This window comes from Pedobacter sp. MR2016-19, assembly GCF_014947265.1.
Lineage (GTDB): Bacteria > Bacteroidota > Bacteroidia > Sphingobacteriales > Sphingobacteriaceae > Pedobacter.
Genome location: NZ_JADCNK010000028.1, coordinates 52,470 through 66,783, shown reverse-complemented (window position 1 = coordinate 66,783; position 14,314 = coordinate 52,470). Strand labels below are relative to the sequence as shown.

Sequence of the window (14,314 nt, the reverse complement as noted above, 5' to 3'; positions counted from 1 at the left end):
AGGAGTGAGGACTTGGAGGAATAGCAGGGCTATCGTGACCGAAATGAGCCGAACCTTGCTTTTCAAATAATATCGATTACCTAAATCACCTGGGATCTTAAACCTTAAAGGTTTTTAAACGGCTTCAGCCCTCAACGAGACCTTTAAAAATAAATTAAACGACGAGTTAAACCTGTAAGATCTGTAAATAAAAAATCCCGTTTAACCTCTCCAGGTAAAACGGGATAAAACCTAAAACAAAATCCGCTTCATTTGATAAAAACGTCACAACTTGTGTGTTGTTAAAATAATAGACAATAATTTCTGTTTAAGGTTTAATGCCTGATGAATATTTTTATTTAATTTAAGGCAGATTAAACAGAAGGTAGAAGGATATATTTACTTTGGTTTAATTCCGTTGTTTTAAAAAGAAGAGCGTGGCAGAAAGCTTGTAGCCATAATGGTTGCAATTTGTGATTATTTTTTTTGTCAGGCTTTCGTTAATGCTGCGCAGTTTTATCTAAGTTTGTTCAATATTAAATTATTTAGGATAGAAAATGTCGGTAAGGGGTAACCAGTTTAAAACCAATACATTCAGAGATAAAGGTGCAGAAAGTGCACCCGGCAGATCATCATCAGGCAGGAAACTGAAAGAAAAAATAGATTTTTTGCCAAACTTCGATCTGGCAGATGGCCGTGCAGTTAAAATTGTAGGACTGTTTTTTGTAATATTGTCATTATATTTTCTAATCGCTTTTACCTCGTATCTGTTTACCTGGCAAGATGATCAGAGTTATGTAATTGATGCAAATGGCGGTTGGAGTAACCTTTTTAAAACCACAGAAGAACTAAAGGAAGCTGGTGTTTCCATACCTGTAGTTCAGAATTGGTTAGGTAAGTTTGGTGCTTTATTATCGCACCAGTTTATTTACGAATGGTTCGGCATTGCCTCTTTCCTGTTCGTTTTGGCCTTTTTCATTATCGGTTACCGTTTATTATTTAAAGTTAAAATCCTTTCCATCTCTAAAACATTAGGATACAGCTTTTTCTTTTTACTGTTTATTTCATTAACCTTAGGTTTTGCACATAGTTTTTGGTCAGAATCGCCACATTATTTAGAAGGTGAGTTTGGTTACTGGAGCAATAAATTATTAGGAGCCCAAATTGGCGCTGCCGGTGTTGCCGGATTAATTGCTTTTGCCGGATTAACTATTTTAATCATTGCCTATAACATCGATTTTAAATTTCCTGAGCGTAAAGCGAAAGAAGTTTACCTCGATAACGATACGCCGGATTATGTAAACGACATTAGAACGCAAGCTGTAAAAAACAAAACTTTCGAAGAACCTTCAGCGCCTATTGAATTTCCGGTACGCGATAAAGCACCAGGTAACGAACGTAAACAACAAAACGTAGTGTTGCAGCCAAGCCGTTTCGAGGAAAAAGAAGAGGAAGAAACTGTAGCACCTGTGGTATTATCTCCATTGGCTGCTAATTTGCCATTGGCTACTGCTGCAGCTTCATCACTGCCTTTAATGGTAGAGCCACCAATTGAAGCCGAAAAGGAGCCTGCTTTTACAATCGAAAAAACTGAAGAAGAAAAAAAATCGGATGACCTGGTTGAGCAGTTTGGTAATTATGACGAAAAACTGGATTTATCTGGTTATAAATATCCAACCATTGATTTGTTAGAAAATTATGGCACCAATAAAATTTCGGTAAATGCTGAAGAACTGGAAGCCAACAAAAATAAAATTGTCGAAACGCTTAATCATTACAATATCGAAATTGATAAGATTAAGGCAACCATTGGCCCAACGGTTACCCTTTACGAAATTATTCCGGCACCAGGGGTAAGGATTTCGAAAATTAAAAACCTGGAGGATGATATTGCACTTTCGTTAGCTGCCCTGGGGATCCGTATTATAGCGCCAATGCCTGGTAAAGGTACCATCGGTATCGAGGTACCGAATCAACACCCGGAAATGGTGCCGATGCGCAGTATTTTAAATACCGAAAAATGGAGTCAAACCACTATGGATTTGCCTATTGCATTAGGTAAAACCATTAGCAATGAGGTATATATTGCCGACCTGGCTAAAATGCCTCACTTGTTGGTAGCAGGGGCAACCGGCCAAGGTAAATCAGTAGGTATTAACGCCATTCTGGTTTCGCTGCTCTTTAAAAAACACCCGGCGCAACTTAAATTCGTACTGGTCGATCCTAAAAAAGTAGAGTTAACCTTATTCAATAGAATTGAAAGACACTTTTTAGCTAAACTACCTGGAGAGGCTGATGCCATTATTACCGATACAAAAAAAGTAGTGAATACATTAAACTCGCTTTGTATTGAAATGGATCAGCGTTACGATTTATTGAAAGATGCGCAGGTTAGAAATTTAAAAGAATACAACGATAAGTTTGTTAAACGCAAACTTAATCCAAACAACGGTCACCGCTTTTTGCCTTTCATTGTTTTAGTGGTAGATGAGTTTGCCGATTTAATGATGACCGCAGGTAAAGAGGTGGAAGCACCAATTGCACGTTTGGCACAATTGGCGAGGGCAATCGGAATCCATTTGGTTCTGGCTACTCAGCGTCCATCGGTAAATATTATTACGGGAACCATTAAAGCCAACTTCCCGGCCAGGCTGGCTTTCAGGGTGTTGTCGAAAATCGATTCCAGAACCATTTTGGATAGTGGTGGTGCCGATCAGTTAATTGGCCGTGGTGATATGCTTTTATCTACCGGGAGCGACTTAATCAGGCTACAGTGTGCTTTCGTTGATACACCTGAGGTAGACCGCATTTCCGAATATATCGGTAACCAGCGCGGTTATGCTGATGCCTATCAACTGCCAGAATACATTGATGAAGCAGGAGAGGGAAGCAAGGCTGATTTCGATCCTAATGAGCGTGATAAATTCTTTGAAGATGCGGCAAGGCTGATTGTAATGCATCAGCAGGGCTCAACCTCGTTAATTCAGCGTAAACTTAAATTAGGTTATAACAGGGCTGGTCGTATTATCGACCAGTTAGAGGCTGCAGGTATTGTTGGCCCATTTGAAGGAAGTAAGGCCCGCGAGGTTTTATATCCAGACGAATATTCTTTGGAACAATTCTTGAATGGTATGGATAACAAGGATTAGATTAAACCATTTAACAATAATCTACTCTAACGTTTCAAAGAAAAACTTAAAAAAGATAAAGATGAAGAAATTAATTTCGGCATTAATGGTTGTAGTTGCTTTTACAACTTCAACTTATGCTCAAACTGATGCGAAAGCTAAAGCCATTTTAGCTGAAGTGAGTAAAAAATACAAATCGTACAACGTAGTTAAAACAGATTTTACCTTTACTTTAGATAATCCAAAAGCTAAAGTAAAAGAAACCCAGCAAGGTACTTTATATGTTAAAGCCAATTCTAACAAGTATAAAGTAGCCATGACTAACCAGGAATTGTTTAGCGATGGTAAAAGCCAGTGGACTTATTTGAAAAAAGACAAAGAAGTACAAGTAAGCAATGTAGATAACAGTGGCGATGCCATTAACCCGGCTAAGATTTTCACCGTTTACGAAAAAGGATTTAAATACGTTTATACAGGCGAACAAAAAGCTGGTGCTAAAACCTATCAAATGATCGATTTAACACCAGTTGATGCTAAAAAATCGATTTTTAAAGTGCGTTTAAGTATCGATAAAGCAGCTAAACAAATTGCAAACGTAGTGTTGTTTGATAAAAACGGAAACAAATACACCTACAATGTGAAAACTTTTTCGCCTAACGTAAACATACCAGAAACTACTTTTGCTTTCGATGCCAAAAAATATCCTGGTGTTGAAGTGGTAGATTTGAGATAACAGATTCAGCAGGCAGCGCAAGATTTTAGCGCTATGCATGTAAGAAGCGATTTAATCAGGACATATCCCTGGTTAAATCGCTTTTTATTTTATAAGCCTCTACGTTTATCTTTTATGATTAACATTAAACGTACAAGCAAGATTGATGTTTGTAATTTTATTTAGTTTTGATTTACGGGAACGATTGCATAGATATATATGATTTATGATACGTTTTTGTAGTTATATTACTAATTTCATGTTAATTAATAACCAAATATAAATCTACAATCATGAAAAAAAAATCAGGTATTCTCGTACTCGGGATGGCTATTGCATTGTTCGGATGCAAGAAAGACAACACTACAATGGCTGATACCGGAGATGGTCAAACCATCGTTCAACCTAACAAACTAGGACTTGCAGCTGCGGCCGTAAGTGCTACTGTAACTACTGAAGCTGCTTTAAAAGCGGCCATATCAAATGCGCAACCAGGCGATGTGATCACGGTGAGCGGTACCATTTACCTCACCAGCACCCTTCAGTTACTTAAAAGCGGTACATCCGGTTCTAAAATTAATTTTACCGGCGGTATATTGGATTGTTCAGGTATTTCGGGTGCCAACTGGGGTGTAAAAGTAAATGGAAGTTACTGGAATATTACCAATATGACCATCAGAAACGCACCCGACTGCGGGATTGTTTTCCAGACAGGTGGCTACAATTATGTGAATAAGGTAACTACGCATGGAAATAAGGACTCCGGACTTCAGATCTATAACGGCGGTCACCACAACAGCATCAATAATTCTACTTCTTACGATAATTATGACGTGGCCAATGGTGGTGAAAATGCGGATGGATACGCCTGTAAATTATCAGCTGGTGCAGGTAATAGTTTTAACTCGTGCAATGCTTACCACAATTCTGATGATGGCTGGGATTTATACGGACAGCCTTATACGGTGGTGATTAACAATTGCACCGCTACCAATAACGGTTATGGTTCAAACGGCGATGGAAATGGTTTCAAACTGGGTAGTGCCGGACAAAATGTTCCGCATACCGTTACCAATTGCAAATCCAATAACAACAAAGGAAGCGGTTACGACGGAAATGGAAACGCCGGCCACATCACTACTACTGGCAGCGGTGGCTCTGGTAATGTAAAAGCGCTATTTAACCGGATTAATTAAGATTGGTTCTCCCCTTAAAAAGGTTCAGTTGGAAACAGCTGAACCTTTTTTGTTTTTAATAACATCCTATTCATTTTATCAACTAAGGTGTTCTAAGGTGGTTGGAAAAAGGAGGATGGTAAAAAATAACCACCTACACTATTTGTTGAAGATAATAGTCGCTAAGGTGCACTTACATGTCTTAGGTGGTGAAAAATTCGGAGTATTATTTTTACCACCTAAGTCGCCTGAGGCCATCTAAGTTTTTAGGTGCCCTATTGTGTTTATAATTGACTAATTGCACTTAAATGTCTTAGGTGGTGAAAACTATAACGCTACATTTTTTTTACTGCGGTATTTATGAATGCTGCGCAGATTTATCTAAGTTTGTTTCCAATGTCATTGCCACTAACAAACCATACTTTAGAGAAATTAGAAGCCCTGCTTTTTGCTATGGGTTATAAGGTACGTTATGAGAAAGGGAACTTTAAAACGGGTTCCTGTCTGCTCGAACACAATAAGGTTGTTGTAGTAAATAAGTTTTCAAATCTGGAAGGAAAAATTGCTGCATTAGTTACATTGGTAAAAGAGACCAATGCGGAGGAAAACCTATTGGATGAGAAACAACGACAATTTTATCAATCTTTACAACAAACCGAATTATTTTAATGGAGATAAAAAACTACAATTACATCAACAGAAAGGAAATTTTAAGCAGATGAAAGTTACTTTTTTAGGCACTGGTACATCACAAGGCGTTCCTGTAATTGCTTGTAATTGCGAAGTTTGCAGGTCTTTAGATCATAGAGACAACCGCTTAAGAACATCTATTTTAATAGAAACTGCTGATAAAACCATTGTGGTAGATAGCGGCCCTGATTTCCGTTACCAGCTTTTGCGCGAAAAGGTAAAAGACCTGGATGCCGTACTGTTTACACACGAACACAAAGACCATATTGCAGGTTTGGATGATATCAGGCCGTTTAATTACCTGCTCCATAAGGTAATTGATGTTTATGCTACCGAAAGGGTACAAACAGCATTAAAAAGAGAGTTTTATTACATTTTTGCCGAAACCAAATACCATGGTTTGCCGCAGATTAATCTGCATACCGTAACCAATGGCGAAGATTTTAAAATTGGCGAAAGTACCATCATTCCATTTGAGGTAATGCACCATTTATTACCGATTACAGGCTACCGGATTGGCGACTTTACGTACATTACTGATGCTAAAACAATATCGGAGCAAAGTTTTGAAAAAATAAAGGGAACAAAAACATTGGTCATTAATGCTTTGCAGAAAGAACCGCATATTTCTCATTTTACCCTGGGCGAGGCCATTGCTTTTGCCAAAAGGGTAGGGGCCGGAACCACCTATCTTACGCACATTAGCCATAGTTTGGGTAAACATGCCGATGTGGAAAAAGACTTGCCATCGAACATCAGGCTGGCTTACGACGGGCTTAGTTTCGAATGTTAGCGTTATTTAACGTAAAGCTTCATTCGTTTGTGATCAAAAAACGAAACTGCCGCAATACGTACTCGCAGATATCCCCATTCTATCGTCTGCAATGAAAGCCATCCAGATGTGAAATGTCTTTCCTTTATAAAAGGACGGAATTTCCAGGCTTTCCCTTTCTTTTAACCGCCTGGCGCCACTTGTTTCATAGATGGCCGTTTTGTTGTCCACATCATAAACCATTAACATCACCTGGTCATGTTGCCTGGTGTAATTGCCGTTAGCATTATCCGTCCAGCTGAAATGTACACCCGCATCGTCGTGTTCCAGCTTAACACCCTCCGCACCGCTGAGGTTTCCAAAGCTTAAACGCACAGCGGCATAGTCGATTTCGCCGGCGGCATTTTGAGCATTCAGCATGTTATAGGATTTTGCAACATTATGGGCGGTCATCATGCGTTTTTTCGACTCCAGGTTAAAACCAATCCGGATAAAAGCAACAATTGGACTTAAGAAGGTCTGCATCATGGTAAAACGGGATCTGCAGGCCTTTTGATCAGCACTACCGGTTTTGTTTTTTATGGATTTTCTGCGTTTGCTTCTGATGACCCATTTCCCGTTCAGGTAATAACCCGTCACAGCACCCACCGTCCCGGTGAAGCCACCGTTAATTCCGTTTTCTATTTTTCCCATGATTGCATTAGTTTTAGGCAATACAATATAGTAAATTGCTGATTAATAAACAAATAAGTTGTATTTGCTTCTGGTTTAAGTCGGCTTTTATTTGGGTATAATTGTCATAAGTCCGACGAAAGTCCGTCTTAAGTGCGTCGAAAGTCCATCGTAACCGTAAGGCTTTTATGCCTGTCTTATAAGAATAAGCTTAACAATACAAAGTGGTGTTATTGCTATTTATTTAGATTTGATTTTGGTGTTACTGTCTGGTTTACAATCTTAAGATTTGCTTTCCGGAATTTAAGTTCAAAAAATATTTTATGAATGTTGCAGCGCACTATGGTTAATTTATATATTTGCAACAAATCAAACCCAGGTGGCGAAATTGGTAGACGCACCAGCTTGAGGGGCTGGCGCCTGTATGGGTGTGGGAGTTCGAATCTCCTCTTGGGTACCGGATGTTTAATTATAGAATGAAACTATCTAATTATAAGGTAGTTGCATTCTTATTTTTATGGAGTTTTATCTTTGAACACAAAAATAGGCTGTTTTTAATTGATTGATAATCAAATATTTACTTATTTTTTAATGTCTCCGAATTGCATTTGTAAATTGTTGATATTAAGTGTTTTATGTGCAGCTGCTTGATATTCAGTTGTTCAAATAGCATCTGCTTATCCCTACTAAAACACATTTTTATTTAGACTTGCCGACGGACGATTTTTAGTCGTTATAATTTGCTCTTCTTCTATATCAAGCACATCTTTAAAAAAGACTTCCACGGCAAGTCGAGCGACCAGATTTAAGAAAGGTTTCTCGTCCTCATGAACAATCTTATCTTCATTTCCTGGGTGATTTGGGATTCTTTTGGCTCTTCTTTTTCTTGGAGCATTCATATGGAATAGTTACGAATAAAAAGATGAATGAAATAACTATTTTCTGTATTAAGTAAATAGTTATTTTGCATTAAAAAAGACTGTTGTTTTTTCAGGATGAATGGTTATATGTTTGAAATATTATATTAGCAAAAAAAATTAATCTCTTAATGAAGAATATCGGCTTTAAGCTTCTTGCCATCATGCCTTTAGATGGTTGTGATACAAAATATCTCAAGATCTTGCAGGAAGAGCAACCATATTATTTTTATAACAATTACAAAATTGAAAAAGATATCGTCGGAGTAGAAAGTATAATCGTGACCGAAGATAAGATCCCAAGGATTTTCGATATTGGTGACTTGAAAATCAATATTACTGCAATTGTAGGAAAAAACGGGAGTGGAAAAAGTAGCTTGATTGAGTTGCTGTATGTTGTATTCTTTAATATCTCTAAACAACAACGCATACTTCCGAAAAAGGATGATGAAGGAGAGATTTACAGAATGGAGGAGGGAGTAAGGGTAGCCATATATTTTGCTATAGATGACGGAATTTTCAAACTTGAGCAGAATGGAAGAAATAATACCCTGTATCAGTTCAACGACACGTACGTAGGTTACAAGGAGAGTAATCGCTTGGACAAAAAGAAGAGTATCAATTTTCTTTTCTATAATATAGTTGTAAATTATTCTCATTATGCGTTAAACACTATTGATACTGGTCATTGGCTTAAATCAATATTTCATAAAAATGATGCATATCAAACTCCTATAGTGTTAAATCCGTACCGTGAAAATGGTATTATTGATATCAACAAAGAGAATTATCTTGTAAGATCAAGATTACTTGTTAATATACTTGAAAAAATGAACGGAGTTTTCTCTTTTGGGAAGAGGGAGAAAATTCCAACTTATTTTATATTTGCTTTGGATCATTCCAAATTTCGCTTGAGAAAAAACACACAACAAGTTGTTCTGGAACGAACACATAGTGTTAAACGATTTGTTATTCCTACAATATATGAGGTTTTTTTTGGCGATGCCGAATTCACGCCGAGCCCTAGTCCACTTAACGACTATGCCAAGGAATATATCATTAGAAAATTATACTCAATTGTAACGAAATATAAGCATTACTTTAAGTATCGTGGGTTTAGCACACAAAAGGCGAATACGAGGTTAGTAAATTATCTGAAAGCGCTGAATGAAGATACTAGTCATATCACCTTTAAGCTCAAACAAGCACTTAATTTTTTGCGTTTTGATATAATAGATAAAGCATCGGAAAGTATTATGATGGAAATTGAAGTGGTCAAGTATAATATTGCAGAAGTAAAAAAAAAATATGATATTCCCACTATAGAACTAATGCCACCGGCATTTTTATCATTTGATATCGAATTTTCCGACCAAGATGATCATTTCAGTAGGTTCAGTTCCGGCGAAAAACAAAAAATATATGCTTACTCATCATTAGTTTATCATCTCAAAAATCTTGACTCAATCTTGCTAAATACTGTTGAGGGGGGTAAGCCTTCGGATATCCTTCTTCGATATAATAACATCAACGTAATATTCGATGAGATAGAATTGTATTATCATCCTGATCTACAACGAAGATTTATTAACGATTTACTTAAAAGCATTCATAGTGCGAACTTGAAATTAATCAATTCTATTAACTTTATATTTATTACTCATTCGCCCTTTGTCCTTTCAGATATTCCGTGTGAACAGACGCTTTATCTAGATGTTGTGGACAAAAAAGCCTCGCAACGCTACCCACAGGGCAATACTTTTGGCGGAAATATCCATGATCTTTTAGCCAATAATTTTTTTCTGGATGAGGATGGATATATTGGCGAAAATGCAAAGGAAATTTTGACTGAGGCATATAAATATCTCGAATTTATTATTAGGGCACAAGGAAAATATAGGGGAGAGGAGGACATTGATGGTTGGACAAAAGCAAAAGTCAGAAAAGTTATTGATATGACTGGTGAACCACTAATCCAGAGTAGTCTAAATGAACTATACTCGCAGGCATTTTTAAGAAGTAAATCAGAAATTGATATGGAAATTGAACGTTTACAAAATCTCAGAGACGGTTTATCGTAATATTATTATGATTTCTATAGCAACAAAAGGGATAGAAGATATTATTGTAGGGTATGACGCCGAAATAATTGATCATTGGCAAATGGTGGAGAAAGGACTTGTTACCTACAACAGCACTTTAACAGATGCCAAGGAAAAGAATTATTTAAATCATTTATTGGCTCTAGGAAAAGAGATCATTACTGCCAATACAAAACGCTTAAATGATTTAAAAAAAGAATTTGGCAAAATCATTTCAGCTAGTGATATGAAAAGTAAAAAGAGAAAAGTTTTTCGAAATACGCTCATTGAACTTATGGGTTATGCCAATTTGCGTTCCACTTTTTACCCTAAATATTTTTTTAAAGTCGGTATTAAGACTTGCGTTTATTGTAATGCCTTATTAACAGTTGTAGTGGAACGGGCAATGGTCTTAGGGAAATCTAAGGGTTATCAAGCCAAATTTCAAGCGGATCATTATCTGCCAAAGAAAGAGTACCCCTGTTTTAGTATTTCGATTTTTAATCTTTACCCGGTTTGTGCCAATTGCAATATTGTTAAAGGGGTAAAAAAGGTCTCCTTTAATTTATATAGCGATGTTAATAAGCATCATCAATCTCCTTTTAGTTTTCGCTTGTCTAACGGCTGTAAGGCAAAATTTTTGTTGAGTAGGAACTTGGACGACATAGTTATAGAGTTTGATGAGCCAATACCACCAAAGGGGCATGAGAAGTTTGATGATCTTTTCTCAATAAAAGGTACTTATGCTACCCAGAGAGATGTTGCTGCAGATCTTATTCTTAAGGCGGAGGCCTACCCACTGAGCTATCGAAACACCCTGTTGACTTCGTTGCCAAAGATTTTTCAAAATAAATCTGTAGTGAATAGGCTTATTACTGGTAATTATGCGGAAGAAAGTGATATTCACAAAAGACCATTGGCCAAATTTACATTGGATATTGCTTACCAAATTGGTCTTTTAAAAAAAGACCCATGAAATTAGCTGCTTTGATGGATACCAGATACAAAAATAGATCTTAAAGCTTGGTGTTTTGCTTAATTTACAATTACTATCGGCTGATAGCCTCCATATTAAGAATAAATTAAAACTCAGATATCTGGAATTAACAGATTACACAAAAATTGTTCGTATAGTATTTAGGCTAACAACATTAATAGTCTTGAGAATATATGTAAATTACAATCCTAAAGATTCATGTTTTTAATGAATCCATGGCTCAATTAATAAATAACCTTATAGTATGCTCTCACAATCCACAAGTTCTACTATCAAAAATCAATGTTGTGTTACAACTCAGTTAATTTATCATAAGATATTTTTATATGGAATTCGTAATTAAGAACTGTAACAACATCGATGATGGAAGAATTACTCTTACAAAGAATATTTTAAATATCAGGTATGGAATTAATGGTACAGGAAAAAGTACAATTTCCAAAGCAATTAAATTTGGAGCAGAAGACCAATCGCAACTTGTTCAGCTGACGCCATTCAAGTTGATTGACACTGATACCATACTTATACCAGAAGTTACTTGCCCAGATGAAATCAATACAGTGTTAATTTTTAATGAAGAGTACCTTAACCAGTTCCTGTATAAAGAAGACGAGCTGATTGCCAATAGTTATGAAATTTTCATCAGGACGGCAGAATATCAAGGCTATACTGATCAGATTGATATTCTGCTAAAACAGATCAAAGACGTATTCTCTGAAAATAGTGAACTGGATACTATCATCCAAGATTTTGAGGGACTATCCAAAAGCTTTGCTATGACTCAGTCGGGTTTATCTAAGACCTCACCATTGGTAAAGGGATTAAAAGATGGAAACAAAATACATAATATTCCAATAGAGCTAAAGGGCTACTCCAAACTCATCAAGGATAAAAGCTGTGTAAGCTGGCTGGGTTGGCAGGTTCAGGGCGAGCAATTTCTAAGCATATCAGATGACTGCCCGTATTGCACTTCTTCTACAAAAGAGAAAAAGGAAATTATACATAGTGTATCAAAAGTTTATGACAAAACCGTTATTAAGAACTTCAGCATTATCCTAGATGCACTGAAAAATCTTGGCGATTACTTTTCCGAAACTGCCAATCAAACTCTTAAAACCATTACTGAAAAACAGAGCGGTTTAGAGAAAGCTGAAGAAGACTATATTATAGAAATTAAGAAGCAGATAGACAACCTTTTATCGAAATTAAAAGCACTGAAGTATATTTCTCCTATTTCGTTTGCAGAGGACGCAAAAGTTTCTGAGATTTTGACTGGTTTAAAGATTAATCTTGATCTTTTCGACCGGTTTAAGTCTACAAAGACATCACAAATTTTGGCTTCATTGAACAATTCGCTTGATCAGGTTCTTACTAAAGTTGGAATGCTACAAGGAGAGATTAATAAGCAAAAAAGTTTACTTAAAAAACTCATTGAAAACCATAAGAAGAACATAAACGAATTTTTGCAGAATGCTGGCTATAAATATCAGGTCGAGATTATTGATAATGAAAAAAAGGATTACAAGTTGATTCTGCGACATAAAGATTCAACTAAGACATTAAATGGAGGGAAGCAACATTTAAGTTTTGGTGAAAAAAATGCATTTTCATTGGTTCTTTTTATGTATGAGGCACTTTATAAGAAACCAGAACTTATCATCTTGGATGATCCAATTTCATCCTTTGATAAAAATAAAAAATATGCAATTATGCATATGCTCTTTGGGAAGCAGCAGAATAAGGAAAATATTCGAAATAAAACAGTTCTTTTGCTAACTCACGATCTTGACCCGGTTATCGATACTGTAAAAGTTATAAGAGAATATTCCTCTATATGCGAAGCCAAATATATTTATATTGATTCAGGTAACCTTAAAGAGAAACAAATTACAAAAACAGATCTATTAACTTTTGCCCAGATTTGCAAAAAAGCACTTCAATCAGATATTGACGAGATCATTAAACTTATTTATTTAAGACGGAACTACGAAATAATCGATGATCTTGGTGATGAGTATCAAATATTATCAAACCTATTTCATAAAAGAGGATTAACAGAGCTAAGAGATACAAGGAAACCTATTGATAATGATTTAATGGAAGATGTGGATTTTCAAAATGGTATCGTGAATATTAGGACTTTCATTCCAGGTTTTGACTATAGTGAAAGTCTTGTTAGGGTAGATAATCCAAATCATCTTTATCAGATTTATGATTCGGCTGAGAACAACTATGTGCGTCTGAATGTTTTTCGATTAATTTATGAAGATCAATTGGAAGAGCTTCCTAATGTACTTAGGAAATTTATTAATGAATCATATCATATTGAAAATGAACTCATTTGTCAGCTAGATCCTAATGATTACGATTTGGTTCCTAGCTTTATTATTGATGAATGCACGAAATATGTCGAGGAAAAAAGAAATATTTAAACGAGGATTAATGAGTTATTTTTCGCAGGGAGGGAAAAAAAGAAAACGATTGTTGATTTCTGCCAACTTTTTTGTTCTAAGCTAATCTTCTCAAGGTATCTCCAGCTTTGAGAAGAACCAAAATTCGTCAATTTTTGCAAGGGCTTTAAATGAATTTCTTCCTCTCTAAATCCTCAATTATAGGCTCTATAAGCAATAAAAAGCGATTAAATGTCCAAAGTATTCCTGTTGATTGGTATGCTTTTAATAGCTAAAAATCTGATTGTTAGCTATTTGCGTTTTTAAAATATTGCTGTTCTAAGTATTGTATTTACAACTAAATATGTTCGCAGATTTAAATCCCCTGCAAAACCTCAATCTTTTTTCTACGAAACATGCGCCCGTGAAAATCTACTCCTTACGGGAAATAACGGACTTTCTCGATTTCACTGAATATAACGAATTAGAGAGCTATTTCGATAAAACAACAGATAACCCGGTGTACAACGACCAAACAACTTACGGAGCTAGTATTAAAGTTGCCGCAAAAAAATCGATGCTGAGAGGTTTGCTGATATCCCTTATTCAAAGGAGCTTTTGCTTGGTGTTGCTGACGAAGTACAAAACAATGTACTGCCAAATCTCTTTCATTTGCTGGTTTTTAATGAAGGTCGTTTGCCGGTCTCCATTCAGTATTATTTCTATGCTGCCGTGTCAATTATTTTTTTAACAGTTATTTGGCCTATTGTACATAAATTGTTTTTTGATGACCAGTTGTAT

Annotated in this window: 10 protein-coding genes and 1 tRNA gene; 9 read left to right on the top strand and 2 right to left on the bottom strand. The window is 36.1% G+C overall.

The features are described from left to right. The first annotated feature begins 536 nt into the window (after positions 1-536). The 5 genes from IM793_RS23090 (at position 537) to IM793_RS23070 (ending at position 6,477) form a co-directional block, all read left to right on the top strand. Positions 537-3,128 (top strand): DNA translocase FtsK, encoded by a 2,592-nt coding sequence (locus tag IM793_RS23090; protein WP_193425617.1) that lies wholly within the window; start codon positions 537-539, stop codon positions 3,126-3,128. 61 nt (positions 3,129-3,189) lie between these two features. Next, on the top strand, positions 3,190-3,840 hold the full coding sequence (locus IM793_RS23085) for an outer membrane lipoprotein carrier protein LolA (RefSeq protein WP_193425615.1): 651 nt from the start codon (positions 3,190-3,192) through the stop codon (positions 3,838-3,840). Between the two features lie 272 nt (positions 3,841-4,112). Beyond that, positions 4,113-5,015 (top strand): right-handed parallel beta-helix repeat-containing protein, encoded by a 903-nt coding sequence (locus IM793_RS23080; protein WP_193425613.1) that lies wholly within the window; start codon positions 4,113-4,115, stop codon positions 5,013-5,015. 375 nt (positions 5,016-5,390) lie between these two features. Beyond that, on the top strand, positions 5,391-5,663 hold the full coding sequence (locus IM793_RS23075; RefSeq protein WP_193425611.1) for a hypothetical protein: 273 nt from the start codon (positions 5,391-5,393) through the stop codon (positions 5,661-5,663). A 49-nt stretch (positions 5,664-5,712) separates the two neighbouring features. After that, positions 5,713-6,477 (top strand): MBL fold metallo-hydrolase, encoded by a 765-nt coding sequence (locus tag IM793_RS23070; RefSeq protein ID WP_193425619.1) that lies wholly within the window; start codon positions 5,713-5,715, stop codon positions 6,475-6,477. Positions 6,478-6,510: 33 nt separating this feature from the next. On the opposite strand, the gene IM793_RS23065 is transcribed toward IM793_RS23070, so the two are convergent. Further along, complete coding sequence (locus IM793_RS23065; RefSeq protein ID WP_193425609.1) at positions 6,511-7,149, bottom strand: DUF6266 family protein; 639 nt, start codon at positions 7,147-7,149, stop codon at positions 6,511-6,513. Between the two features lie 352 nt (positions 7,150-7,501). On the opposite strand from IM793_RS23065, the gene IM793_RS23060 reads away from it, so the two are divergent. Continuing rightward, positions 7,502-7,585: transfer RNA gene (locus IM793_RS23060), tRNA-Leu, on the top strand. 229 nt (positions 7,586-7,814) lie between these two features. Here IM793_RS23060 and IM793_RS23055 read toward each other — a convergent pair. Continuing rightward, entirely contained in the window at positions 7,815-8,027 is a 213-nt protein-coding gene (locus IM793_RS23055) for a hypothetical protein (protein ID WP_193425607.1), read from the bottom strand. Between the two features lie 149 nt (positions 8,028-8,176). Here IM793_RS23055 and IM793_RS23050 point away from each other — a divergent pair, with 149 nt between their 5' ends. From IM793_RS23050 to IM793_RS23040, 3 genes are all read left to right on the top strand, one after another. Beyond that, on the top strand, positions 8,177-10,126 hold the full coding sequence (locus IM793_RS23050; RefSeq protein WP_193425604.1) for an AAA family ATPase: 1,950 nt from the start codon (positions 8,177-8,179) through the stop codon (positions 10,124-10,126). 7 nt (positions 10,127-10,133) lie between these two features. After that, complete coding sequence (locus IM793_RS23045) at positions 10,134-11,102, top strand: hypothetical protein (protein ID WP_193425602.1); 969 nt, start codon at positions 10,134-10,136, stop codon at positions 11,100-11,102. Between the two features lie 347 nt (positions 11,103-11,449). Then, positions 11,450-13,555 (top strand): AAA family ATPase, encoded by a 2,106-nt coding sequence (locus IM793_RS23040; protein ID WP_193425600.1) that lies wholly within the window; start codon positions 11,450-11,452, stop codon positions 13,553-13,555. Positions 13,556-14,314 lie beyond the last annotated feature (759 nt).

Bases quoted from the DNA above. Each gene is read 5' to 3' on its own strand.
- IM793_RS23055 (WP_193425607.1), bottom strand. From the start codon at position 8,027: ATGAATGCTCCAAGAAAAAGAAGAGCCAAAAGAATCCCAAATCACCCA.
- IM793_RS23050 (WP_193425604.1), top strand. From the start codon at position 8,177: ATGAAGAATATCGGCTTTAAGCTTCTTGCCATCATGCCTTTAGATGGT.
- IM793_RS23045 (WP_193425602.1), top strand. From the start codon at position 10,134: ATGATTTCTATAGCAACAAAAGGGATAGAAGATATTATTGTAGGGTAT.
- IM793_RS23040 (WP_193425600.1), top strand. From the start codon at position 11,450: ATGGAATTCGTAATTAAGAACTGTAACAACATCGATGATGGAAGAATT.
- IM793_RS23075 (WP_193425611.1), top strand. From the start codon at position 5,391: ATGTCATTGCCACTAACAAACCATACTTTAGAGAAATTAGAAGCCCTG.
- IM793_RS23090 (WP_193425617.1), top strand. From the start codon at position 537: ATGTCGGTAAGGGGTAACCAGTTTAAAACCAATACATTCAGAGATAAA.
- IM793_RS23070 (WP_193425619.1), top strand. From the start codon at position 5,713: ATGAAAGTTACTTTTTTAGGCACTGGTACATCACAAGGCGTTCCTGTA.
- IM793_RS23085 (WP_193425615.1), top strand. From the start codon at position 3,190: ATGAAGAAATTAATTTCGGCATTAATGGTTGTAGTTGCTTTTACAACT.
- IM793_RS23080 (WP_193425613.1), top strand. From the start codon at position 4,113: ATGAAAAAAAAATCAGGTATTCTCGTACTCGGGATGGCTATTGCATTG.
- IM793_RS23065 (WP_193425609.1), bottom strand. From the start codon at position 7,149: ATGGGAAAAATAGAAAACGGAATTAACGGTGGCTTCACCGGGACGGTG.